This window comes from Bradyrhizobium embrapense (genome assembly GCF_001189235.2).
GTDB lineage: Bacteria > Pseudomonadota > Alphaproteobacteria > Rhizobiales > Xanthobacteraceae > Bradyrhizobium > Bradyrhizobium embrapense.
On record NZ_LFIP02000003.1, the window covers coordinates 339,691 to 362,467 of the forward strand.

The 22,777-nt window shown below is 64.9% G+C and carries 21 protein-coding genes and 1 other RNA gene; 12 read left to right on the forward strand and 10 right to left on the reverse strand.

Annotated features, from left to right (window positions below; translation table 11 throughout):
* Nucleotides 1-20 precede the first annotated feature (20 nt).
* Nucleotides 21-758, reverse strand: coding sequence for a DUF2147 domain-containing protein (locus tag AKN83_RS15645; protein ID WP_050403212.1), 738 nt, complete (start codon nt 756-758; stop codon nt 21-23).
* Nucleotides 759-939: 181 nt separating this feature from the next.
* On the opposite strand from AKN83_RS15645, the gene AKN83_RS15650 reads away from it, so the two are divergent.
* The 6 genes from AKN83_RS15650 to AKN83_RS15675 all read left to right on the forward strand — a co-directional run bounded on the left by AKN83_RS15650 (nt 940) and on the right by AKN83_RS15675 (nt 8,198).
* Complete coding sequence (locus AKN83_RS15650) at nt 940-1,737, forward strand: DUF2147 domain-containing protein (protein ID WP_063695361.1); 798 nt, start codon at nt 940-942, stop codon at nt 1,735-1,737.
* Between the two features lie 716 nt (nt 1,738-2,453).
* Nucleotides 2,454-3,671 (forward strand): extensin-like domain-containing protein, encoded by a 1,218-nt coding sequence (locus tag AKN83_RS15655; RefSeq protein ID WP_050403214.1) that lies wholly within the window; start codon nt 2,454-2,456, stop codon nt 3,669-3,671.
* A 110-nt stretch (nt 3,672-3,781) separates the two neighbouring features.
* Nucleotides 3,782-4,165 carry a response regulator gene (locus AKN83_RS15660; protein ID WP_050403215.1) on the forward strand — a complete coding sequence of 128 codons (384 nt, stop codon included), beginning with the start codon at nt 3,782-3,784 and terminating at the stop codon, nt 4,163-4,165.
* Nucleotides 4,166-4,305: 140 nt separating this feature from the next.
* Entirely contained in the window at nt 4,306-4,500 is a 195-nt protein-coding gene (locus AKN83_RS15665) for a hypothetical protein (RefSeq protein ID WP_050403216.1), read from the forward strand.
* A 90-nt stretch (nt 4,501-4,590) separates the two neighbouring features.
* Nucleotides 4,591-5,295 carry an SDR family oxidoreductase gene (locus tag AKN83_RS15670; RefSeq protein ID WP_050403217.1) on the forward strand — a complete coding sequence of 235 codons (705 nt, stop codon included), beginning with the start codon at nt 4,591-4,593 and terminating at the stop codon, nt 5,293-5,295.
* A gap of 230 nt (nt 5,296-5,525) precedes the next feature.
* Nucleotides 5,526-8,198: a flavin-containing monooxygenase gene (locus AKN83_RS15675; protein WP_050403218.1), complete on the forward strand. Its 2,673-nt coding sequence runs from the start codon at nt 5,526-5,528 to the stop codon at nt 8,196-8,198.
* 81 nt (nt 8,199-8,279) lie between these two features.
* On the opposite strand, the gene AKN83_RS15680 is transcribed toward AKN83_RS15675, so the two are convergent.
* The 3 genes from AKN83_RS15680 to AKN83_RS15690 all read right to left on the reverse strand — a co-directional run bounded on the left by AKN83_RS15680 (nt 8,280) and on the right by AKN83_RS15690 (nt 10,378).
* Nucleotides 8,280-8,573: a hypothetical protein gene (locus AKN83_RS15680; protein ID WP_050403219.1), complete on the reverse strand. Its 294-nt coding sequence runs from the start codon at nt 8,571-8,573 to the stop codon at nt 8,280-8,282.
* Nucleotides 8,574-8,728: 155 nt separating this feature from the next.
* Nucleotides 8,729-9,571 (reverse strand): GNAT family N-acetyltransferase, encoded by an 843-nt coding sequence (locus tag AKN83_RS15685; RefSeq protein ID WP_050403220.1) that lies wholly within the window; start codon nt 9,569-9,571, stop codon nt 8,729-8,731.
* A gap of 159 nt (nt 9,572-9,730) precedes the next feature.
* Complete coding sequence (locus tag AKN83_RS15690) at nt 9,731-10,378, reverse strand: TetR/AcrR family transcriptional regulator (protein ID WP_050403221.1); 648 nt, start codon at nt 10,376-10,378, stop codon at nt 9,731-9,733.
* A gap of 238 nt (nt 10,379-10,616) precedes the next feature.
* Here AKN83_RS15690 and AKN83_RS15695 point away from each other — a divergent pair, with 238 nt between their 5' ends.
* The 3 genes from AKN83_RS15695 to AKN83_RS15705 all read left to right on the forward strand — a co-directional run bounded on the left by AKN83_RS15695 (nt 10,617) and on the right by AKN83_RS15705 (nt 15,684).
* Nucleotides 10,617-11,894 carry an HlyD family secretion protein gene (locus tag AKN83_RS15695; protein WP_157113404.1) on the forward strand — a complete coding sequence of 426 codons (1,278 nt, stop codon included), beginning with the start codon at nt 10,617-10,619 and terminating at the stop codon, nt 11,892-11,894.
* 48 nt (nt 11,895-11,942) lie between these two features.
* Nucleotides 11,943-13,535 carry a DHA2 family efflux MFS transporter permease subunit gene (locus AKN83_RS15700; RefSeq protein WP_050403223.1) on the forward strand — a complete coding sequence of 531 codons (1,593 nt, stop codon included), beginning with the start codon at nt 11,943-11,945 and terminating at the stop codon, nt 13,533-13,535.
* Nucleotides 13,536-13,884: 349 nt separating this feature from the next.
* Nucleotides 13,885-15,684, forward strand: coding sequence for an ABC transporter ATP-binding protein (locus AKN83_RS15705; RefSeq protein WP_050403252.1), 1,800 nt, complete (start codon nt 13,885-13,887; stop codon nt 15,682-15,684).
* Between the two features lie 56 nt (nt 15,685-15,740).
* Here the strand turns inward: AKN83_RS15705 and AKN83_RS15710 are convergent, their stop codons facing one another.
* The gene (locus AKN83_RS15710) at nt 15,741-16,484 is read right to left on the reverse strand and encodes a sulfite exporter TauE/SafE family protein (RefSeq protein ID WP_050403224.1); all 744 of its coding nucleotides are present in this window, start codon (nt 16,482-16,484) and stop codon (nt 15,741-15,743) included.
* Nucleotides 16,485-16,590: 106 nt separating this feature from the next.
* On the opposite strand from AKN83_RS15710, the gene AKN83_RS15715 reads away from it, so the two are divergent.
* Entirely contained in the window at nt 16,591-17,307 is a 717-nt protein-coding gene (locus AKN83_RS15715) for an alpha/beta fold hydrolase (protein WP_050403225.1), read from the forward strand.
* A gap of 66 nt (nt 17,308-17,373) precedes the next feature.
* Here the strand turns inward: AKN83_RS15715 and AKN83_RS15720 are convergent, their stop codons facing one another.
* From AKN83_RS15720 to rnpB, 5 genes are all read right to left on the reverse strand, one after another.
* The gene (locus AKN83_RS15720) at nt 17,374-17,901 is read right to left on the reverse strand and encodes a hypothetical protein (protein ID WP_050403226.1); all 528 of its coding nucleotides are present in this window, start codon (nt 17,899-17,901) and stop codon (nt 17,374-17,376) included.
* Nucleotides 17,902-17,996: 95 nt separating this feature from the next.
* Complete coding sequence (locus tag AKN83_RS15725) at nt 17,997-18,443, reverse strand: DUF2721 domain-containing protein (protein ID WP_083992080.1); 447 nt, start codon at nt 18,441-18,443, stop codon at nt 17,997-17,999.
* Nucleotides 18,444-18,587: 144 nt separating this feature from the next.
* Nucleotides 18,588-20,027: a DUF1254 domain-containing protein gene (locus AKN83_RS15730; protein WP_050403227.1), complete on the reverse strand. Its 1,440-nt coding sequence runs from the start codon at nt 20,025-20,027 to the stop codon at nt 18,588-18,590.
* Nucleotides 20,028-20,204: 177 nt separating this feature from the next.
* Nucleotides 20,205-20,384, reverse strand: a complete 180-nt coding sequence (locus AKN83_RS15735) for a hypothetical protein (RefSeq protein WP_050403228.1) — start codon at nt 20,382-20,384, stop codon at nt 20,205-20,207.
* A gap of 102 nt (nt 20,385-20,486) precedes the next feature.
* Nucleotides 20,487-20,911: RNase P RNA component class A (gene rnpB, locus AKN83_RS15740), an RNA gene on the reverse strand.
* Between the two features lie 147 nt (nt 20,912-21,058).
* Between rnpB and AKN83_RS15745 the strand changes: the two genes are divergently transcribed.
* Entirely contained in the window at nt 21,059-21,415 is a 357-nt protein-coding gene (locus AKN83_RS15745) for a YciI family protein (protein ID WP_050403254.1), read from the forward strand.
* Nucleotides 21,416-21,487: 72 nt separating this feature from the next.
* Entirely contained in the window at nt 21,488-22,744 is a 1,257-nt protein-coding gene (locus AKN83_RS15750) for an RNA polymerase sigma factor (protein WP_050403229.1), read from the forward strand.
* Nucleotides 22,745-22,777: the final 33 nt, after the last annotated feature.

Sequence of the window (22,777 nt, forward strand, 5' to 3'; positions counted from 1 at the left end):
CCGGAAAGGAAATGTGACGCCTAGCTGACCCGCTTCCAGGTCTGGCCGCCGCAGAACATGCCGCCGAAGGCGCAGCCCTGCACGCGCATCGCATTCGGGCCCTTCATCGCGATCGTCGAGTCGTAGTTGCGGCCGGAGTCGGGATCGTGGATGCGGCCGCTCCACTTGCTGCCGTCGGGCTTCATGTTGATCAGGATGCGTTCGTTGCTCGTCGCCGAATAGCCGCACAGATTGGCGCCGCAGGCTTCGACGCGGACATTGCCCTTGTTCTCCTCGGTGGCCCAGACGCCGATCGGTCCGGTCGGCGCCGGTGCGGCAGCGGTGACTGGAGCGGCTTGCGGCTGCGGCGCAGGTTGTGTGGCGACCGGTGCAGGCGCGGCGTCGACGGGCGCAGGGGCCGCCGTCGCAACCGTTGCCGGCGGCGCAGGGGGCGGGACAGCGGGGGCGGTCGGCGCGGCCGGTTCCGGCGCGGCGGCCTGAACCGGAGCAGGTGCGGGCGGTGGCGCGGGTGGCGGAGAGCTCGTCGACGAGGCGACATCGTCATCGTCGTTGGACTTCGAGCCGAGATTCTTGCCGATGCCGCCGATCGTGCCGTTATAGCCGGGCGCCGAGATGCGGATGCAGGACAGCGCGCTGCAATTGCGCGGCGCCTCGACATGGATGCGCTGGCCGTCGATCTGGAAGGTGATGCCGGTGCCGCCGGCATGCGCTGACGTGGTGGCCATCAGCAGCGCGGCGATCGCAACGAGCTTCTGCATCGTGAGTCTCCATGGCGTTGAGCGGGGGCGGTGATTGGTCCGGACGCTACGCGCCGCCGGCTTCCGATTCCGTGATGCACATCACGTTGCCGGGCAGAGCCGAACGGCTCGCCACGGTGACGGAGATCACTGCGCCGCGAGCACGGCGCCCCTAGCGTCATCGGACGTTTTGGAGGTTTCGATGAAGCGCCTCTGCCTGCCCGTCGCGCTGATGCTGTTCATGCCGCTCGCCAACGCCGGCGAGGGCATCTCGTTCTCGATCGGCGGCCACCGCGTCCATCTCGATAAGACGCGCTGCCGCGCGCTGTCCTGTGTCTCGGTATCGGGTCCATCGAGGCGCGATGACGGCGCTGACAACGGTCGTGCGATCAAGCCGGTGCCTGCGCCCGCGGCGACGGCAGCAGTCCCGGCCACGCCGGCCGCAAGCGCGCAGCCCGCGCCCGTGCCCGTGCCCGCAGCGCCTCCCGCGCCGCCCCCGATCATCGTGTACAAGCCCGCGCCAGCCGTGCCGGCTGCCGCGTCGCCACCGTCAGCACCGTCGCCGCCGCGCGTGATGACCCCGCAGCCGCCGCCGGTCGTCGCAGCTCAGCCGCCGGCTGCGGTGCTCGCAGCGTCTGCGCGTCCGGCGCCGGTGCTGCAGGTTTCGCGCGAGGCCGACGAGGCGGACGACAGTCCGATCGGCGACTGGCAGACCGAAGCCAACGATCTGGTGCGCATCCGTCACTGCGGCACGGCGCTGTGCGGCTATGCGCTCGACAGGACGACGCGCGATCTCGGCGAAGCCGTGCTGATCAACATGAAGCCGAAGCAGTACGCGCGCTGGGATGGCGGCGTCTCCAGCCAGGACAGCGGCACGATCCATTACGGCACGATCGAGTTGAAGGGGCCGACAAACTGCGGGTGTTGTCCTGTGCGCTCGGCCGCGTCTACTGCACCGGTGCCGACTGGGTCCGCGTCTCGCGCGCACGGCACCGCGTGATCACGCAGGGGCAACTCCGGGCCGAGCCGCGCTCGTGACTACGCAGCTGTCCAACCTGTAACCGGACGCCGTCGAACTGTTTGCCACCTCGCGCGCGATGCGCGCTCCTCAGGGTGACGGGATGGTGGTGTCGACCAGAAAAACAAAAACGCCCGGCGGGGCGGCCGCCGGGCGCTGAACTCTATGCCTAGCGAACTTCAGAACACGCCGAGAATGATGGCGCCGACGAAGGCGAACGCGATGTACGCGGCCACAATGCTCAGCTTGCTCAGCAGAGGACTCGCGAAATCCATGGGGACGCTCCCTTGGTTCACAACGCTGCCCGCATTAACGCAAAAGCTAGCAACTGGTTCCTGGCCGAAAAAGTCAGCCTTGCTGCCAAGCCCGATGTTCCTACCCGATACCGCATTGCGATGCGCGGCTCAAACAGGCGGCGAATCAAGGCGTTGAAGCGCCCGCAAATAAATTCCGCGGCGTTGCGGGTTGCGCATTGGCCGCCCGCCCCGGATACCGTCCGTCAGATTTCGACAAGATTGTAGCGTTTGCAAATACAATTTAAAGACGAATAGCGCGGAGCATCCGCGATGGTCGGTGACACAACGAGAGATCGATGCGATCGCGCGGCCAGGGTTCCACTGCATGGTTAAAGACAGCTGAAATCAAACAGTCGAAATGCGTTGAAGAGTCTTTAATCAAATTCGCAGAACCTCCGCGCCATGACGCGTGGAGTTCGTTTGTATCTCGTCGGCTCCCTTGTCCTTGTGTCGCTTGCTGGTTGCGGTCGCGGTCTGTTCCAGACTGCCGAGCGCGAACCGTGGCGGGCCGAGGCCGAGGCCGCTTGCCTGAAATCCGGCGCGGTCAAGGAAGGCCCGGACCTCGTCCGCATCGATCCGATTTCCGGCCCCGGTGTCTGCGGCGCCGAGTTTCCGCTCAAGGTCGCCGCGCTCGGCGAAGCCAGTTCAGCTTACGGATTTGCCGACGACAGCCTGCGTCCGCCGGCGTCGGTCGGCAACCAGCCGCGTTGGCCGATCAATCGTCAGCCGAGCCCGCCGCCCGCGCAGGCGCCATATTCCGAACAAGCCGTCGGCCAGCCGAACTATGGCAGCCAGCCGAACGGACCGGTGTCGCTGTCGGCGCCCGGCGTCCCGCCGCAGCAGGGTGAGATCGACCTGCCGCCGGATGGCTCGCCCGATGCGAGCCGCGAGCGACCTTATTATCCGGGCCTGCCCGGCAATCCGCAGCGCGAGGGCGCGGCCGCGCCTTACTCACCTGCGCCTTATTCACAGCAGCCGTCCGGTGCGGCGGCGGCACCGCGGCTCGGCCCGTCGAGCGGCAACCCCGTGATGACGGTCGGCCCGGTCGCAGTGAAGCCTGCCGCAACGCTGGCGTGTCCGATCGTCTCGGTGCTGGAGCGCTGGCTCGCCGATTCCGTGCAGCCGGCGGCGCAGCGCTGGTTCGGCGCCCGCGTCGTCGAGATCAAGCAGATCTCGGCCTATTCCTGTCGGGGCATGAACGGCAATTCGCATGCGCATATTTCCGAGCATGCCTTTGGCAATGCGCTCGATATTGCGGCCTTCACGCTCGCCGATGGCCGACGCATCTCGGTGAAGGATGGCTGGAAGGGCCTGCCGGAGGAGCAGGGCTTTCTGCGCGATATCCAGGCCGCCGCCTGCCAGCAATTCACCACGGTGCTCGCGCCAGGCTCTAACGTCTATCACTACGACCACATCCATGTGGATCTGATGCGCCGGGCCAGCCGGCGCCTGATCTGCCAGCCCGCTGCCGTCTCCGGCGAAGAGGTCGCGGCGCGTGCCGGCGGCCGTAGCCCCTATGCAGCGCGCGAACCTTATGTCACAGGATCGCTTGGCGGCAGAATGCCGGCTCCGCGGGGTAGAGCGGGGGTCAACGAAGAAGACGAATTTGCCGACGAATAGGACGCGTCTGACACCCGTATTTTTACTGGGGGTGCCGTGCAAACGGTAGCCACTATTTGCTGCATATGCTCGCGGAGCCGGCGCACCCGGCTGATTTCTGGGGGATAGCTTTGCAAGACGTGCCGATCATTCTCGTCATCGAAGACGATCGTGATCTTCAGATGATGGTAGAGGACGCCCTGAGGGACGGCGGCTATGAGCCGGCGATCGCAGGCTCGGGTGAGGAAGCCCTGACGTTGCTGAAGGCCTTCCGAACCAAATACAGCGCGCTGGTCACCGACATCCGCCTGCTCGGCCGGCTCGATGGCTGGCGCGTGGCGCGCGGAGCGCGTGAGATCGACCCGTCTTTTCCGGTGCTCTACATCACCGGCGGTGGCGGCGACGAGTGGCCGACCCGGGGCGTGCCGGACAGCGTGCTGCTCAACAAGCCGTTCTCGCCCGACGAACTGGTCGCGGCCGTGACCAAGCTGCTCAAGAACGGCGCGCCGGCCTGACGGCGATTTCGAGCGGCCCACCGCGCCTGGTAGGCCGCTCGCGGCAGGCGTTTATTCCGTCTTTATAAGATCTCGTCGCGGTCCTTCTCGAATTCATACATGCTCGCGCTCATCTTCGCCGCAACAGCCGGAGAACGAAGATGACGACCTATCGCGCCTATATCGTCGGACCGCACAGCCGCTCCATCGGCGTGGTCAACATGGATTGCAGCGACGACGATGCGGCCGTGACATCGGCCAGCCGTCTTGTCGATCGCCATGACATCGAACTGTGGCAGATGGATCGGCCGGTGGCGAGGTTCGACGCCGGTTCGAAGCAGGTGTTCCGGAAGTAGTGCGACACCGCGCGGCGGGCCGCCTGTCGCGCGGCGCGATCCCTGATGATAGACCTTGCGTCAGTTTCGTCATCAACGGGATATCAAGTCATGACAACACAGAAGGTCGCACTCGTCACCGCAGGCGGCAGCGGTATGGGAGCGGCGGCGGCGCGGCGACTCGCCGCAGATGGATTTCGCGTTGCGATCCTGTCGTCGTCGGGCAAGGGCGAGGCGCTCGCCGCCGAGCTCGGCGGCATCGGCTTCACCGGCTCGAACCGTTCGAACGACGACCTGAAGCGCGCGGTCGACGGCGTGATGGCGCGCTGGGGCCGCATCGACGCGCTGGTCAACAGCGCCGGCCACGGGCCGCGCGCCGGCGTGCTGGAACTGACCGACGAGCAGTGGCACACCGGCCTCGACGTCTACCTGATGAACGTGATCCGCCCGACACGTCTCGTTGCGCCTCACATGCAGGCGCAGAAGTCGGGCGCGATCGTCAACATCTCCACCGCTTGGGCATTCGAGCCGAGCGCGATGTTTCCGACCTCAGCGGTGTTCCGCGCCGGGCTCGCCGCGTTCACAAAGCTGTTCACCGACAGCTACGCCGCCGACAACGTCCGCATGAACAATGTGCTGCCGGGCTGGATCGACAGCCTGCCGGCAACCGACGCGCGCCGCGACAGCGTGCCGATGAAGCGCTACGGCAAGGCGGAGGAGATCGCCGCGACCATCGCCTTCCTCGTCTCCGACGGCGCGGGCTACATCACCGGCCAGAACATCCGGGTCGATGGCGGTTTGATGCGGTCGGTTTGACGAAGCGATAGCCCCGTCATCCTGAGGATACGGGGCTGAGTTATCGTGCGCGGGTCTTTTGATCCTGACCGACGCAACATATAACGACGCACTTGCGTCCACACGCTACGCATCTTGCTCCAGAGCGTACGCGTCACAATTGCGGCGACCTCAGATTGCGTTTGTCGTGATGACAAACTGAAAGCGCAGGGCTAGCCTTCCGTCAAATCAAAACATACGGGAGGAATGGCATGCCAGACGCAGCAGTTGCAGCACGCGCTTCGGACTCCACGCACAGCGGAACCACGCAGCAGGTCGACGTCGCGGTCGTCGGCGCCGGTTTCGCCGGTCTCTATCTGCTGCATCGGCTGCGCAAGGCGGGCTTCTCGGCGGTTGCGCTGGAAGAGGGCGCCGATGTCGGCGGCACCTGGTACTGGAACCGGTATCCCGGCGCGCGCTGCGACATCCAGACCATCGATTACAGCTACACCTTCGATCCCGAGCTCGATCAGGCGTGGACCTGGTCGGAGAAATACGCGACGCAGCCGGAAATCCTGCGCTATCTCGGTTTCGTCGCCGACCGCTACGATCTTCGCCGCGATATCAGGTTCGGCACCAAGGTGACGCAGGCGACCTGGGATGATGCGACGTCGCGCTGGCTGATTGCGACCAACAACGGCGCCAATGTCTCGTGCCGGTACTACATCATGGCGACCGGCTGCCTGTCGTCGCCGAAGCCGCCGGAGATCGACGGCGTCAAGGACTTCAAGGGCGAAATCTATTTCACCGGCCGCTGGCCGCATCAGGGCGTCGATCTGAAGGGCAAGCGCGTTGCCGTGATCGGCACCGGATCGTCGGGCATTCAGTCGATCCCGCTGATCGCCGAGCAGGCCGCGCAGCTCACCGTGTTCCAGCGCACGCCGAACTTCGCGCTGCCGGCCGGCAATGGTCCGACGCCGGAGGATCGCAAGACCTTCTTCGAGAGCGACCGCGCGGCCTATCGCGAGCAGGCGCGCTGGTCGATGGCCGGCGTGCCGTATCCGCAGCAGACCGTGGTGAGCTGGCAATTGAGCGACGCCGAACGCCGCGAGCGCTTCGAGAAGGCGTGGGCGGCGGGCGACCTCGTCCACATCCTGACCCAGCTCTGGGCCGATCAGGCGGTCGATGTCGACGGCAACCGGCTGGTCGCCGATCTGATCCGCGAGAAGATCGGCGCCGTGGTCAAGGATCCGGAGACGGCGGCGGCGCTCACCCCGCACGACCATCCGTTCGGCGCCAAGCGTCCCTGCCTCGATACCAACTACTATGCGACCTACAACCGCCCGAACGTGACGCTGGTCAATCTGCGGCAGGAGCCGATCAAGGCGATCACGGCCGGCGGCATCTCGACCGACAAACGCAGCTTCGATGTCGACGTCATCGTGTTCGCCACCGGCTTCGACGCGATGACCGGCGCGATCATGGCCGTGCACCCGATCTCCGGCCGGGGCGGCAAGTCGCTGTCGGATGTCTGGGCGCACGGACCGCAGACCTATCTCGGCGTCACCGTCGCGGGCTTCCCCAATCTGTTCATGATCACCGGTCCCGGCAGCCCGTCGGTGCTGTCGAACATGGCGGTCTCGATCGAGCAGCATGTCGACTGGGTGGTCGACCGCATCGCCGCGCTGCGCGATGCCGGATTCACCACGATGGAAGCAACCGAGACCGCGCAGGCCGGCTGGGAACGCCACATGGCCGATTGTGCGACGCTGACGCTGCATCGGCTGGCCAACACCTGGTACACGGGCGCCAACGTGCCCGGCAAGCCGCAGGGCGTGATGCCCTACACCGGCGGTGTCGGTCCGTATCGCAGTATCTGCAACGAGGTGGTCGCGCGCGGCATGCTCGGCTTCAGGCTCTCGGGGCCCGGCGTTGCCGAGCAGTGCAATGACGGCGAGGTGGTGCGCTTGCAGCCGGATGTGCGGCTGGTGCTCAATATGCTCGGCGAGATGAACCTGCCGCCGATCGAGACGATGGGCGCGCAAGGTGCGCGCGACTTCCTCACCGAGTTCAACAAAGGCCGTCCCGCCGGCCGCCCGGTCGGCGAGGTCGGCACCGGCATGCTGCAAGGTGCGGAGGGCCCACTGCCGTACAAGCTCTACCGGCCGGCGACGCCGGGGCCGCATCCGATCGTGGTGTATTTCCACGGCGGCGGCTGGGTGCTCGGCGACGAATTGTCGGACGATCCGTTCTGCCGCGATCTGTGCCGGCGCACTGGCATGATCATCGTCAGCGTCGGTTATCGCCACGCGCCCGAGCATCGCTTCCCGGCTGCGGCCGAGGACGGCTATGCGGCGACGCGCTGGATCGCAGCCCACACCGCCGAGCTCGGCGGCAAAGCGGGCCCGGTGCTGGTCGCAGGCTGGAGCGCCGGCGGCAACATCGCGGCCGTCACTTGCCAGCTTGCCCGCGATCGCGGCGGGCCCGAGATCGCAGGCCAGCTCCTGATCTGCCCGGTCACCGACTCGAGCTTCGACCGGCCGTCCTATGTCGACAACGCGGCCGGCTACTTCCTGACCCGCGGGCTGATGTTCTGGTTCTGGGACCTGTACTGCTCGCCGGCCGACCGCACCGATCCGCGCGTCGCGCCCTTGCGCGGCAAGCTCGAGGGCCTGCCGCCGGCGTTCATTGCGACCGCCGAGTTCGATCCGCTGCGCGACGAGGGCAATGCCTATGGCGACGCGCTCGCGAAAGCCGGCGTCAAGGTCGAGCAGCTCAAGGGGAATGGCCACTTCCACTCGTCGTTCGTGATGGTCGACGTCATCATCACGGGCGTCGCCGCGCGCGTGAAGATGGCGAAGGCGCTACGCCGTTTCGCCGGGCTGCCCGAAGAGCTGGAGCAGGACAACGTCGCCGCGCCGAAGGTCAACGCGGCGGCGAACTAGACCAGCGCATCCCCGCGGCTTGTCCGCGGGATTTCGCACGACTCCGGAGCTCCGGTTCTGTTTCGGTCAGAGCCGGAAGCTCTAGAGGAAGGCGAGATGCTCCACCTTGTTCACGACGTCGTCGAGCGTCTGCTTGGTGGCCGCGGTATCGCCGCCGGCCATGAACACCTGCCAGAACTGCCGATCGACATTGTGCAGATGCAGGATCGACACGCGGACGCCGTTCTTGTTGCCGGCGACCTCCGACTGGGTATTGACGACATCGGTGAAGCCGTTCTGCTTCAGCGTGTTGGCGATGACGCCTTTGAGCTCGCCGATATTGGCGAGAGCCTCGCTGAGGCCCATGCTGCGGAAATTGAAGAACAGGAACGCCATGTGACACCTCCTTGTGCTGCGGACGAGCGCAGAAGTGAGCCGAACTGGCTCTTTCGCTCAACCAGAAGTGTATTCCTTCATTGAATAATCGCGCTATGAGCCGCTTCACACGAGCCGCGTCCGCAATCATGCGTCATTTGAACGCATGGGCTTCGCTAGCCGAGTTCGAACGTCGTGACGCCGAACACGCGATCGATCCGCAATGGCGGGATCGCGCCGGTGTACATCCGCGCGGTCTTGAACACCGGCGACAACCCGAGGTCTTGCGCCAGCGCCACGGCGTTGCGGTTGACCGCCGGGACATCGAGGAAGATCTCGCCGCCGCCTGCGCTGGCGAGCAATGCCGAAAGAACGGTTTCAGCGCCGGCGCGGTCGTCGGCGACGAGAGGACCGATCTTGCGGCCGGTGCGGCACGGACGGATCACACCCCAGCCGGCCAGCCGGCCGCCGCGCATCAGCGCGCGTCCGACATGTCCCGGCGTGGTGATCCAGGCGCGCAGGAAGGCCGGGCGCGATGCGGGAAACACCGTGGCGTCATCGGCCTCGACCAGCGCCATGGGCACCTCGGTCAGCGCAACGATGCCGGAGTTCGGCGCGGACGGTGCGGTGACCGTGCCGCCGTAGCGCACATTGGCGTAAGCGAGCGCGAAGCCGGACTTTTGGTAGTTCGCCTGCTGCGCCACCACGCCATCCAGCCCGATCACGCGCGGATGCTCATGCGCGATGGCCGCATTCCAGATCTTCAGACCATAGCCGCGGCCGCGCAGATCCGGACGCACGATGTAGAAGCCGAGGAAGGAGAATTGCGCGCCATAATTGACGCAGGAGATCACCGCGGCCGGCACTCCGTCGAGCTCGCCGATGAAAAATCCTTGCGGATCTTCGGCGGCAAAGCAGGACGCATCGGCGAGACCGGGATTCCATCCCTCCGCCGCGGCCCAGTCCACTGCGATCGCGATCTCGCTTGGTCGCATATGTCGGATGTTGAGGTCGTTCATGGATGGCAATCCTCGAATTGACGCCACATGCTAGCGCGCCAATGTCTCCCCGTCATTGCGAGGAGCGATAGCGACGAAGCAATCCATCGCGCCTCAAGCGGAGAAATGGATTGCTTCGCTTCGCTCGCAATGACGGGGCGGAGGGTTGCGTATTCTATGTTATCGATCAGCCTTCGGCCGATATGCCGCGAAGAACACGTGCGTCGCGCTGTCGACGACATCGGCGATCCGTTCCGGCGAGGGCGACGGATTGGCCTGGAAGATGAACGCCTGGAACAGCGTCGCCTGGCACATCTGCATGAATTGCCAGGCCGCGAGCTGATAGTCGTCGATCACGAGCTCGCCGAGCGCGGCGCGCGCCTCGAGATAGGCGGCGAAGCGGTCGACGGTGTGGGCAATCACATGCGTGTAGAACCGGCTGCCGAGCTCGGGCATCCGCTCGGCAATCGCCATCACGGTGCGGATCGCCGAGCCGCCGCCGGGGCGACACAGCACTGCGATATAGGCGCGGCCGAATTCGGGGAGGGTGGTGTCGACGTCGCGTGCCGGATCGAAGTTGAATGCGACCTTGCCCTGCTCGCGCTTCTCCTCCTCGACGATCGCAGCGAACAGCCCGGCCTTGTCGGGGAAATACACGTACAGGGTGCCCTTGGAGACGCCCGCCGCGCGGGCGATCTCGCCCATGCTGGCGCCGTCAAAGCCAAGCTCCAGGAATACCTTGCGGGCGCCGTCCAGGATCTGGCGGCGCTTCGAGGACTCCTCGTCGCCGCCGACGAGGTGGAGGGGTTTTGGAGGCGCTGCAACCATTGATTTAGTTTCTCGCGTAACAACTCAACCCGGAATGGGAAATGGGAGAATCGAAGCCTTATAATCCACCATGTGGAATCTACATTGACCGAACCGTTCGGTCAATGTATTGATGACAGTGACGATGCGCCGCACGGCCCTTTTTCCGCCATTGCGGCATTGAGATTTTTTCTGGGGAGCCTTGGTTATGGCCGCCGCACGGGATCAGGCTGCACGCATTGTTCGTTCCGAGCCAGAGATGGCCGAGGACGCGATTGCGCGCGACGCATCCGTCGATCTCGGCGAGCAGGGCGGTGGCGATGAAGCCAAGCGTCCTGGTGACAAGGGTCCTGGTGACAAGGGTCCTGGCGACAAGCGTCCCGCTGAGGCGCCGACCAAGGTTACGCCCGAGCAGCCGGCAATGTCCGCCGCCGCCGCGGCGCCGAAATCCGGCAAGCGCAAATTCGTGATGATGGGGGTGGTCGGGCTGCTCGCGCTCGCCGCCGCAAGCTATGCCGCCTATTACCTGATGGTCGGGCGCTTCTACATCTCGACCGACGACGCCTATGTCCGCGCCAACAACACCATGCTCGGTGCGCGCGTCGCGGGCCATATCGCGGCGATCCTGCCCGGCGACAACGCGCTGGTGCGCGCAGGCGATGTGATCTTCCGGATCGATGACGGCGACTATCGTATCGCGGTCGATGCTGCCCGCACCAGGATCGGCACCCAGCAGGCGACGATCGAGCGCATCGGTCGCCAGGTTGCCGCCGCGGCGAGCGCGGTCGAGCAGGCGCAGGCGCAGCTCGTGTCCGCCCAGGCCGGCCTGAAGCGCGCCGATCTCGATTACGATCGCCAGCAGGCGCTGAGCACCAAGGGATTTGCCTCGCGCGCCACCTTCGAAGTGTCCGAAGCCGGCCGCGACCAGGGGGCGGCTGCGGTGCGCTCGGCGCAGGCGGCCTACGATGCGGCCAAGGACAACGTCGAGGTGATCAAGGCGCAGCAGGCCGAAGCCCGCGCCCAGCTCGCCGAGTTGCAGACCCAGCTCGCCAGGGCCGAGCGCGATCTCGATTTCACCAAGGTGCGCGCGCCGGTTGACGGCACCTTCTCCAACCGCCTGGTCAACACCGGCGACTACATCAATGTCGGCCAGCGGCTCGGCAATGTGGTGCCGCTCGACGGCGTCTTCATCGACGCCAACTACAAAGAGACGCAGCTCAAGCGCATCCGCACCGGACAGCGGGTGACGATCAAGGTCGACGCCTACGGCTTCCGCAAGTTCACCGGCATCGTCGACAGCATCTCGCCGGCGGCAGGCTCGGTGTTCACGCTGCTGCCGCCCGACAACGCCACCGGCAACTTCACCAAAATCGTGCAGCGCTTGCCGGTCCGCATCCGGGTGCCTGATAGCGTCGCGAAGCAGGGTATGCTGCGCGCCGGCATGTCGGTCTACACCACGGTCGACACGCGAGAGGGCGCGGCCGATGCCGACGCCGATACCGACCTCGACTCGCCGATGATGATCCATCCGCAGTGATGTCTTGACGCTTCGGACGCAGTCCGAGGCGCGGAGCCTGATGAGCCCATGGCCGACGCGACCACTGCTTCGCCTTCGATGATGACCGGCGCCTCGGAGACCGAGCGGCTCCAGCCCAAGCGGGTGGTCGCCTTCATCATCATGGTGTTCGGCATGTTCATGTCGATCCTGGACATCCAGATCGTCTCGGCCTCCCTCACCGAGATCCAGGCCGGCCTGTCGGCATCGTCGACCGAAGTGTCGTGGGTGCAGACCGCCTATCTGATCGCCGAGGTGATCGCGATCCCGCTGTCCGGTTTCCTGTCGCGCGCGCTCGGCACCCGGCTGTTGTTTGCGATCTCGGCGTTCGGCTTTACGGTGTCGAGCCTGTTGTGCGGCTTCGCCTCGTCGATCGAGCAGATGATCCTGTGGCGCGCGCTGCAGGGCTTCCTCGGCGCCGGCATGATCCCGACGGTGTTCGCCTCCGCCTACACCATCTTCCCGCGCTCCAAGTTCTATATCGTGGCGCCGATCATCGGCCTCGTCGCGACGCTGGCGCCGACCGTGGGGCCGACGGTCGGCGGCTACATCACCGATCTGATGTCGTGGCACTGGCTGTTCTTCATCAACATCGTGCCCGGCGTGATCATCACGACCGGCGTGCTGATCCTGGTCGATTTCGACCAGCCGAACTTCGCGCTGCTCGAGCGCTTCGACTGGTGGGGCCTGATCTTCATGGGCGGTTTCCTCGGCTCGCTCGAATATGTGCTCGAGGAAGGTCCGCAATATGAGTGGCTGCAGGACACGTCGGTCGCGATCTGCGCCGCGGTCTGCTTCGTCTCGGCGATCGCCTTCTTCTGGCGGGTGCTGACCGCCGAGGAGCCGATCGTCGATCTCTACGCCTTCAACAACCGCAACTTCGCGGTCGGCTGCGTACTGCAGTTCTGCATCGGCATCGGGCTCTACGGCCTGACCTACGTCTATCCGCGCTATCTCGCCGAGGTTCGCGGCTACAGTGCGCTGATGATCGGCGAGACCATGTTCGTCTCCGGCGTCACCATGTTCTTCATGGCGCCGGTCGTCGGCCGGCTGATGCAGAAGGTCGACCTGCGCTACATCATCGCCTTCGGCCTCGTCACCTTCGCGCTCGGCTCCTGGCAGATGACCTGGATCACCCGCGACTATGATTTCTACGAACTGTTGCTGCCGCAGATCCTGCGCGGCATCGGCATGATGTGCGCGATGGTGCCGACCAACAACATCGCGCTCGCGACCCTGCCGCAGGACCGCGTCAAGAACGCCTCCGGCCTGTTCAACTTGATGCGCAATCTCGGCGGCGCGGTCGGGCTCGCCGTGATCAACGAGGTGCTCAACGACCGCACCGACCTGCACATCTCGCGGCTGCAGGACCGCGTGACCTGGGGCAATGCCACCGCGGTCGAGACCCTCAACACCTTCACCCAGCGCATGCAGGGCATGGGCGATGCGGCGCTGATGGCGATGAAGCAGCTGTCGCAGATTGTGCACCGGCAGGCCGCGGTGATGGGCTATGGCGACGCCTTCTTCATGCTGTCGCTGTTCTACGTTGCGCTCAGTCTCCTGGTGCTGTTCGTCAACAAGCCGCCGTCGATGACCGCAGCAGGCGGCGGCGACGCACATTGATGCGATGCTGCGCCCGGTCGCGTGAATAGCGTTGCGCGATCGACAGATTGACGCACTCACGCGGATGTCATCTTGCCAATCGCGCGTGATGCATTTATAAGCAGCGCATCGTTTCACGAACCGGGGAGATGCACATGATGTCGTTTGTTTCGCAGACCGTGCGCCCGCGTTCGATGGTGCTGGGCGCGCTCGCGCACTAGGTCCCAGCGCTGATCGGGGCTCTGCCCCGATCATCCAAACTTCCCAACACGTTATCGACAATTTCAAGCGACGTTCGTGGTCGGATTCCGTCCGCGCGTCGCTCCAGATGGAGCCGGCCGGCGCGACAGGCGCGTGGCCGGAATGTGCCATGACCTCTCTGACGTCAAAGCGGCCGGCCGCGATCCGGATCGTCTTGCCATTCGTGTTCCGGCATTGGCTGGAGCAACCATACCGCGCCACCGCGGTGACAACGGGATTCCTCGGCGCGACCGCGGCCGACCTGTTCATGCCGGTTTTCTCCGGCCATCTGGTCGACGCGCTGACCGCGGGCGCGGCGGACGCGGCCGCGCGCCATGCGGCGATGCTGGCATTCGGCGCCATCGTCGGCCTCGGCGCGCTGTCGCTGCTGCTTCGGCTGGTCGGTATCCAGACCATCGTGCCGTTCACGTTGAAGACGATGTCCGACGTCGGGCAGCAGGCCTTCATGCGCGTGCAGCGCTTCTCGACCGATTGGCACGCCAACTCGTTCGCGGGCTCTACCGTGCGCAAGATCACGCGTGGCATGTGGGCGCTCGACCTGCTGAACGACACCATCCTGATGGCGCTGTTGCCCTCGGTCGTGGTGCTGGTCGGCTCGATGATCCTGCTCGGCGTGCATTGGCCATCGCTCGGCGCAGTGATCGCGGTCGGCTCGGTGATCTATGTCGCGATGACCATGGTGTTCCAGGTGCGCTACGTCGCGCCGGCCGCGCGCGTCTCTAATGCGTGGGACACCAAGGTCGGCGGCACGCTGGCCGATGCCTTGACCTGCAACGCGGTGGTGAAGTCGTTCGGTGCGGAAACGCGCGAAGACATGCGGCTGGACGGCGTCATCAGCCGCTGGCGCCGGCGGGTGCGGCGGACCTGGTTCCGCTACAACCACACCTCGACGGCGCAGCTGCTGGTCCTGCTGTGCTTCCGCGCTTCGGTGATCGGCGGCGCGATCCTGCTGTGGGCAGCCGGCCGCGCCACGCCGGGCGACGTCACCTATGTGCTGACCAGCTACTACATCATCCACGCCTACTTGCGGGATGTCGGCATGCACATCAACAACCTGCAGCGCTCAGTCAACGACATGGAGGAACTGGTGCAGATCCATGGCGAGCCGCTCGGCATTGTCGATGCGGTCGATGCGAAGCCGATCGACATCCAGGGCGGCCGCATCGTGTTCGACGACGTCACGTTCCACTATGGCGGCCATCGCCGGCCGCTCTATGACGGACTGTCGGTCGACATCGATGCCGGCGAACGCGTCGGCCTGGTCGGGCGCTCCGGCTCCGGCAAGACGACCTTCGTCAAACTGGTGCAGCGGCTCTACGATGTCTCCGGTGGCAAGATCCTGATCGACGGTCAGGACATCGCCAGGGCGACGCAGCAATCGCTGCGCAGCCAGATCGCGATCGTGCAGCAGGAGCCGATCCTGTTTCACCGCACGCTGGCGGAGAACATTGCCTATGGCCGGCCGGGCGCCAGCATGGAGGCGATCGAGCAGGCGGCGCGGCTTGCCAATGCGCACGACTTCATCATGCGGCTGCCGAAGGATTACGGCACGCTGGTGGGCGAGCGCGGCGTCAAGCTGTCGGGCGGCGAGCGGCAGCGCGTGGCGCTAGCGCGCGCGTTCCTGGCGGATGCGCCGATCCTGATCCTGGATGAGGCGACCTCGAGCCTCGATTCGGAATCCGAGGCGCTGATCCAGCAGGCGATGGAGCGGCTGATGAAGGGCCGCACCTCGATCGTGATCGCTCACCGGCTGTCGACCGTGCGCAGCATGGATCGCATCCTGGTGTTCGATCGCGGCGAGATCGTCGAGCAGGGCACGCATGAGGTGCTTGCTGCGCGGCAGGGCGGTATCTACCGCGGCCTGTTCGAGCGGCAGGCCACCGAGTTCGGCCAGGCGGCGGCGGAGTAATGCAATGGCGCGTGGCTGATGGGTGTGGTCCCGTCAGCCACGCGCCGACGCATTGTCTATCGCGGCGCCAGCCCGTTCCACACCAGCGCGACGCCGGACAGGAACAGCAGCACCAGCACGACGTCGGAGAAATTCCGGTCGCTAAGCGCGTGATAAAGGCGCGAGCCGAGCCAGGCGCCGAGCAGCGTTCCCGGAAACGCACAGGCCGTCAGCCAGATCAATTCCGTTGTCACTAGGCCGCTTGCGATCTGGACCAGAAGCGCGGCCGCCAGGATCGTGAAGTTGAAGATCTGAAACACGCCGCGGCGCTGCTGCTTGCCCCAGCCGCGCACGCTCGCCCACAGGATCGGCAGCGGCCCGGACAGTCCGGCGAGGCCGCCGAGGATGCCGCCGGCAAATCCGATCGCGCCGTCGGCCCATTTGCCGCCGAAGCCGATCGACATCGGCTTGCGCTGCAGGAACAGCAGGGTCGGGAACACCAAAAGGAAGACGCCGATCGTCAGCTTGAAGACCGCGGGGTCGGCGCGGGCGATCAGCAGGATGCCGATCGGCACGCCGGCGAGGCCTGCGATGACGAACGGCCAGACCAGGCGGAAGTCGATGGTCTTCCAGATCGACGGCAGCGTCGACACCTGTGCGATCACCGAGCACACAAGCACCAGCGGCACCGCAAGCGTCGGCGGCAGCACATAGAGCCAAATGCCGAGCGCCATCAGCGCGGTGCCGAAGCCGGCGAGGCCGGAGACGAAACCGCCAGCAAGCGCGCCGAAGAACAGGACCGCGTAGCTTGCCGGGTTCATCCTCGTCTCGTTGTTTTGTACATTGCCGCGACGTTTACACGACGCAGGCGGCGGGTACACTTCGAAATCACGGCTCATCAACGACAATCGGAATGGAAGCTTCCCCATGACTGCGAACTCGTCGAAAACCTTTCTGGTCTGTCACGGCGCCTGGTCAGCCGGATGGGCGTGGAAGAAGATGCATCCCCTGATGCAGGCCGCCGGGCACCGGCTCGTCACGCCCAGCTACACCGGGCTCGGCGAGCGCGCGCACCTTGCGCACCAAGGGCTCGACCTGGAGGCGCATATCCAGGACGTGCTCAGCGTCATTTCATATGAAGATTTGCACGACATCGTGCTGATCGGCCATTCCTATGGCGGCATGGTCGCGACCGGCGTCGCCGACCGGATGCGCGAGCGCATCGCGCAGATGATCTATATCGACGCCTTCGTGCCGCGCGACGGCCAGTCGCTGTTCGACCTCAACGAGCCGGCCATCGAGACCATGCGCGAGCTCGCAAGCGACGGCGACGGCTGGCGCATCCCGCCGATGCCGACGCCGCCGGATACGTCTGCCGCAGATGTCGAATGGCTGACCGCGCGCCGCGTCGACATGCCGATCAAATGCTTCGAGCAGAAGCTGAAGCTGCAACACGGCGAGACGAACTTGCCGCGCAGCTATATCTACGCCACCCGCGCCACCCAGGCCGATACGTTCGGCCAGTTCGCAAAGCGCATCAAGAACGAAGCCGGCTGGCGCTATTTCGAGATCGACGCCAGCCACTCGCCGAACGTCACCGCGCCGGAGACGTTGATGGCGCTGCTCATGGAGATCGTTTCCTGACGAGCCGTTATTTCGGGACGGTGCGAATCGTCCCGGAATCGATCGGGCGCGCTTGTTGGCCCGGGGTCATGCGCCGCGCGCGTCGCGCACGGCCTGAGCGACTTTCGTAGCCTGCGATATTCGTCCGATTTTTGCACCTGCAATGATCTTTCTTCGGAGCTCGCTTGGCTTCGGCGCCATGCCTTCGCCTGCGGTCGCTCCGGCCGAGGGACGGGTGGTGAAGTTCGCGGCCCGGTGCAGCGCGAGGGCCTTTCGAGCTGCTTCGACATGTGCCGTCCGGGCTGCCAAATTGTGCTGACGCCTGAGCTCGGTGTTCACCCGCTTCAGTGCCGCTGCGAACACCTGCTTTCGCTCTGACGCATGCTTGGCGGTTCCCGGAAAGCTCGTCCCGCGAGCCTCGGCCTTTCCGCGGCTCTCTCGTTGCTTCTGCCGGCCGACGGTCCGCTCCTTGTCGCGCATCTTGCGCAAGCGGGGTCGCATGGCCTCGAGCTCAGCCACCTCGACGTCATAGATGGCGGGATGATGGGTCAGGCGGATTGCTTCATATTCTTCGTGGCTGAGGATGCTGCGCTCGAACTTGCAGGCGACTGACATGACCACTCCTCCTCTTATTTTTTCAATTTAGCAGAGGGAGACGTTCAGCTCCTGGTGATCATAGCGCGAATGCCACCGAATTGCCAATCGATCAGCTACGGCGCTAACGATCCGGATTCGTACTCGTGCACGGAAATCCAGGTTTCGCGGACGAGATTCACGAGCCCCGCGGTGAAAAATGCGAGGGCAATGACAAACAGTACAGCGACACCGTATTCGTGCCGCAGCTGATAGTATGCGCTGACGAACGCCACGATCACGAGCAGGCATGTCAAGATTGCGCTTGTCGTGGAGAACAGGATCGCACGATTCAGCAATTCGGCACGGCGCCTCAGTTGCGGCATGTCCCTCTTGAGCCTTGCCCTGGCGTGATCGCCATCCGGGACAGCTTCGGCGGCCTGTATCCGGTCGGTCACCCGATTCATGCGGGAGATCAGCAGGGAAACGAACCCGGCAACCGCCCCTAGGAGGAACGACGGTGCGGTGACCTGCACGATCACTTGCGACAGCTGTTCGACGGACGGCGTATCGGGAACCAGCATCACACCTGCCTCTCTGCACAGATGCGGGACTAACGAAGATGTCGCTAGAACTTCGGCTCTGAGTGAAACAGAACTGAAGTTCTGGCTTTTTGTTTTGACGCGTTTTCTTCACGCGAGCCGGAATCCACTTCGCTCGAAAGCGCTCTAGCTGCTTGTCACCTTGCGGACGGGTGGCGGCTTCCAGCTGCCGTTGATGATCGATGGCGACTTCTCGTTCGGCCAGTACATGCGCAGCATCAGGATGAACTTGCCCGCAGGCGCGGGCAGCCAGTTGCTCTCCTTGTCGGGGCCTGGGCTGTCCTTCTGGATATAGAGTTCGACCGAACCGTCCGGGTTGGACTTGAGGTTCTGGCGGGCGCTGATCGACTGCCGATTGATCGGATTGGCGACGAAGAAATAGTTCTCGTCATACATCGTGAGCGACCAGAAGCCTGCGACCGGAGGAAGCTGCCCCTTCGGAAAGCGCATGACGTACTTGTTGCTGCCAAGGTAGTCCTTGTCGTCGGCATCCTTCTGCGATGTGGGATAGCATGCATCCTGAATTCGGTTTGCGCCGAGGCCGATTGCCGTGACAAGGGCGCGGTTGAGATAATTGGTGCCATAGGTGCCGGCTTCGCCGTCGAAAGCCCAACCGTTCACGTTCCGGATTGCGTTGTTGACCTTGTACTGCAACATGATCCGGTCGAACGCCACCTGCGGGACCCGCTTGGCAAATGCGGCATCGAATTTGCTCGTATCAAAGTCCTTGCCGGGAACGAGACCGATCTTCGCAAACTTCGCAACCTCAGCCGCGTCGGCGGGCGCCGGCGGATTGCGCTTCATCAGTTGCGCGAGAAGCGTGAAGTACGCAGCTGCGTCCATCCGATTGACCTGGTCCCGAACCGCCGTCTTCATGTCGATCGACGCATCGACCTTGCCTGACGCAGGTGCATACGACTTGCCGTAGGCGCCAAGCGGCACGAGCCTGAACTCGTCCTGGGCGGCGTGCACGGCTGCATAGTCTTCCGCCGTGCCGGTGCAGTAAATGCGGCCCAGGATCCAGACGATGCTTGTGGGAGACTTGTACTCCTTGACCCCTGCTGGGAGTGTCCCCTTCCAGCCCGGTCCGGTGATCGCGTAGGTCTGCGCCTTGGTGCCGGTGGTGCGTTTGCCCGGCACCTGGAAGACATTGGTCCAGCCATCCAACATCGGGAACAGGAAGTAGCGCTCCTTCATGTCCGGCATGCTCAGGACCCAGGGCTCATCCCCGACGTCGATCCAGGCCGTGGTGTAGAGGGTGTCGGCATTGGGCGCGGTTACATCCTTGAAGCTCGCATCCGGGTACTTGCGGAGCTTGACGAATTGCCCCATCGGCCCGCGTGTGCCTTCCAGCTTGGCGACGTTTGTCATGACCCTGCGGGTCATCTCCATCGTCACCAGCGGATATCCGTAGATATAGGCGTCCTGGGCGAGCCAGAAATCCTCACCGCCCTCCAGTGCCCGGACAACCGGGCCATCAAAATCGGCGCGTGCAGCGTGTGAAATCGCGAGTGGCGAAACCCCGGCGCACAGCAGCGCAAGTGCCTGACGACGCGTGATCGACATGGTAGGCCTCCTGGTCTGATCCGGAGGGTCAGCGAAACGAGTTCCAGGCACCTTGATCTGCATCAATGTCGGTCGCGCGCACGTCGTCGTTGCATCTGGAGCCCGACGTCGTGCTGCATGTGCAATCACGCTTGCGCCGCACCAACTCGGCGAGAGCCCTTGCCCAGGCAATCGCCTCTATGGTTCTGCTTCGTCGTCCTTGAGATGAATTCCCTCGGCGTTGAGAGCCTTAAAGAGAGCCGTGATGTCCTCGGACTCCATGTTGTTGGGGCACAAGCCGTTGAGTTGTTCGGTGGTGATCGTGCCGCTGCTCCTGGCGATGTCTCGTGCCTTCGCCATGATCTTCTGAAGGTCCATCTGCGATCCTCCGCGAGGCAGACATCCTAGCAAATGGAATGCATGCGTGGCGGCCAAAATGGCGAGGGGCCCGGCGTGTCGCGCCGAGCCCCTCATGGTCCAAATATCAGCCGGCCTGTAAGCCGGGTTCTGTAGGGCACCATTCTCGCGAATGGTACGCGACGGCCATTCCTCTGGGACAAGGTTTGCACCTTGCCTCGAGCAACCTACCCGGACAGCGGGCCTGACATCGCCCTGCGGTGTTATCGCGCGTGCGCGAACTAACCGCGTTGCCGTCCCTATTCGGTTTTGCTCCCGGTGTGGTTTGCCATGCCGTCTCCGTTGCCGGAAACGCGGTGCGCTCTTACCGCACCTTTTCACCCTTACTCGTCCCTCCCTTTCGGAAAGGGGGAGCGGTTCGTTCTCTGTGGCACTTTCCCTGGGGTCGCCCCCGCCGGACGTTATCCGGCACCGCATGTCGATGGAGCCCGGACTTTCCTCCCCCGCGGCCTTTCGGCACCAGCGGGAGCGGCCGTCCGGCCGACTGACCCCCACGGCATGGGCGTTTCCGCCCGATCCGTCAAGCGGATAACCGCCGCCAAAGCCGCCAAAATAATTTATCCTGAAGATGTCGTTTGACCTGTCGCCCGTTCGACTGGGTGTCGGCGATCCAGCCGATCAAGAGGAGAGACGAGATGCAATATTTGCTGCTGATCTACCGGAGCGACGAGCAATACGCCCACATGACCGCTGACGAGCGCAAGGCAGTGACGGCGGAGTACGGCGCTTACACCCAGTCCATCATCCAGAGCGGGCACTTCAAGGCGGGTGACGGGCTGCAACCCGTGTCGACCGCAACCACCGTGCGGGTCCGCGACGGCAAGACGCTGACGACCGACGGGCCGTTCGCGGAGACCCGCGAACAGCTCGGCGGCTATTATCTGGTCGAGGCCAAGGATCTCGACACCGCGCTCGGCCTTGCGGCGCGGATTCCCGGCGCCAAGACCGGCTCGATCGAGGTCAGGCCGGTGATGATCTACGACAAACCGTGATGACGGCATTATCGCATCATGAATGCAGCGGCCGCGTGCTCTGGCGCGGCCGTTGAGCACCGATCGATGGCCATGACCCCGAGCCAGATCGAGAAAATCTTCCGTGACGAAGCGGGCCGGGCGCTCGCAACGCTGATCCGCCTCGTCGGCGATTTCGATCTGGCGGAGGATGCGCTTCAGGATGCCTTCGCGGCCGCGCTGCAGCGCTGGCCGATCGGTGAATTCCCCGCCAATCCGCGCGCCTGGCTGGTCAATGTCGGCCGCAACAAGGCGATCGACCGCGTCCGCCGCGCGGTTTCGTTTCGCGGCAAGCAGCAGGAGCTGACGCATCAATTGCTGCTGGACGCGGAGCCGTCGCCGGAACCGGCCGAGGCGACGCTCGACGATGACATGCTGCGGCTGATCTTCACCTGCTGCCATCCGTCGTTTGCCGCCGAGGTCCAGGTTGCGCTGACCCTGCGCACGGTGTGCGGGCTGACGACCGCGCAGGTCGCGCGCGCGTTCCTGGTGAGCGAGGACGCGATGGCGCAGCGGCTGTTGCGCGCCAAGCAGAAGATCAAACTCGCCGGCATTCCCTATGAGGTGCCGGAGCGCGAGGCGCTGGAGCCGCGCCTCACCGGCGTGCTCGCGGTGATCTATCTCGTCTTCACCGAGGGCTATGCTGCGACCGCGGGCGAGGATCTGATGCGGCCCGATCTTGCCCGCGAGGCGATCCGGCTGGCGCGGCTGCTCGATGGCTTGATTCCGGCACGCGGCGAGATCAAGGGCCTGTTGGCGCTGATGCTGCTGCACGACGCGCGCCGAGCTGGCCGCCAGACCGCAGGCGGCGACATCGTGCTGCTCGAGGAGCAGGACCGTTCGCTGTGGGATTTCCGGCAGATCGCCGAGGGCGTGAGGCTGGTCGAGGAGGCGCTGCAGATGCCGGGCCGGCCGCAATCCTACGCGGTGCAGGCCGCGATCGCCGCGCTGCACGCCCGGGCGCCGAGCTATGAGGATACCGACTGGCCGCAGATCGCCGGTCTCTATGAGGTGCTGCTCCGCATCAGCCCGTCGCCGGTGATCGAGCTCAACCACGCCGCCGCGGTATCGATGGTCGACGGCCCGGCGCGCGCGCTCGATCTGATCGACGCGCTGGACGCGCGCGGCAGCCTGAAGGGATACGACCAGCTGCCCGCGGTGCGCGCCGACCTGCTGCGCCGCCTCGGCCGCAAGGAGGAAGCGCGGCAGGCCTATCTTGCCGCCACCGCGGCGACGCAACTCGAGCCGCTGCGGCGGCTTTACGCGCGAAGGATCGCCGAGATGGGTGACGTCACCCGATCTCGTGCGTGACTTGCGAAGGCACTGCTTTGATATCAATGATCG

What these genes read in the sequence shown, in the direction of transcription:
- AKN83_RS15700 (WP_050403223.1), top strand. Translation starts at nt 11,943, where the DNA reads ATGGCCGACGCGACCACTGCTTCGCCTTCGATGATGACCGGCGCCTCG.
- AKN83_RS15725 (WP_083992080.1), bottom strand. Translation starts at nt 18,443, where the DNA reads ATGCTGGTTCCCGATACGCCGTCCGTCGAACAGCTGTCGCAAGTGATC.
- AKN83_RS15730 (WP_050403227.1), bottom strand. Translation starts at nt 20,027, where the DNA reads ATGTCGATCACGCGTCGTCAGGCACTTGCGCTGCTGTGCGCCGGGGTT.
- AKN83_RS15675 (WP_050403218.1), top strand. Translation starts at nt 5,526, where the DNA reads ATGCCAGACGCAGCAGTTGCAGCACGCGCTTCGGACTCCACGCACAGC.
- AKN83_RS15665 (WP_050403216.1), top strand. Translation starts at nt 4,306, where the DNA reads ATGACGACCTATCGCGCCTATATCGTCGGACCGCACAGCCGCTCCATC.
- AKN83_RS15715 (WP_050403225.1), top strand. Translation starts at nt 16,591, where the DNA reads ATGACTGCGAACTCGTCGAAAACCTTTCTGGTCTGTCACGGCGCCTGG.
- AKN83_RS15710 (WP_050403224.1), bottom strand. Translation starts at nt 16,484, where the DNA reads ATGAACCCGGCAAGCTACGCGGTCCTGTTCTTCGGCGCGCTTGCTGGC.
- AKN83_RS15650 (WP_063695361.1), top strand. Translation starts at nt 940, where the DNA reads ATGAAGCGCCTCTGCCTGCCCGTCGCGCTGATGCTGTTCATGCCGCTC.
- AKN83_RS15745 (WP_050403254.1), top strand. Translation starts at nt 21,059, where the DNA reads ATGCAATATTTGCTGCTGATCTACCGGAGCGACGAGCAATACGCCCAC.
- AKN83_RS15645 (WP_050403212.1), bottom strand. Translation starts at nt 758, where the DNA reads ATGCAGAAGCTCGTTGCGATCGCCGCGCTGCTGATGGCCACCACGTCA.
- AKN83_RS15735 (WP_050403228.1), bottom strand. Translation starts at nt 20,384, where the DNA reads ATGGACCTTCAGAAGATCATGGCGAAGGCACGAGACATCGCCAGGAGC.
- AKN83_RS15720 (WP_050403226.1), bottom strand. Translation starts at nt 17,901, where the DNA reads ATGTCAGTCGCCTGCAAGTTCGAGCGCAGCATCCTCAGCCACGAAGAA.
- AKN83_RS15690 (WP_050403221.1), bottom strand. Translation starts at nt 10,378, where the DNA reads ATGGTTGCAGCGCCTCCAAAACCCCTCCACCTCGTCGGCGGCGACGAG.
- AKN83_RS15705 (WP_050403252.1), top strand. Translation starts at nt 13,885, where the DNA reads ATGACCTCTCTGACGTCAAAGCGGCCGGCCGCGATCCGGATCGTCTTG.
- AKN83_RS15680 (WP_050403219.1), bottom strand. Translation starts at nt 8,573, where the DNA reads ATGGCGTTCCTGTTCTTCAATTTCCGCAGCATGGGCCTCAGCGAGGCT.
- AKN83_RS15750 (WP_050403229.1), top strand. Translation starts at nt 21,488, where the DNA reads ATGACCCCGAGCCAGATCGAGAAAATCTTCCGTGACGAAGCGGGCCGG.
- AKN83_RS15655 (WP_050403214.1), top strand. Translation starts at nt 2,454, where the DNA reads ATGACGCGTGGAGTTCGTTTGTATCTCGTCGGCTCCCTTGTCCTTGTG.
- AKN83_RS15685 (WP_050403220.1), bottom strand. Translation starts at nt 9,571, where the DNA reads ATGAACGACCTCAACATCCGACATATGCGACCAAGCGAGATCGCGATC.
- AKN83_RS15670 (WP_050403217.1), top strand. Translation starts at nt 4,591, where the DNA reads ATGACAACACAGAAGGTCGCACTCGTCACCGCAGGCGGCAGCGGTATG.
- AKN83_RS15695 (WP_157113404.1), top strand. Translation starts at nt 10,617, where the DNA reads ATGGCCGAGGACGCGATTGCGCGCGACGCATCCGTCGATCTCGGCGAG.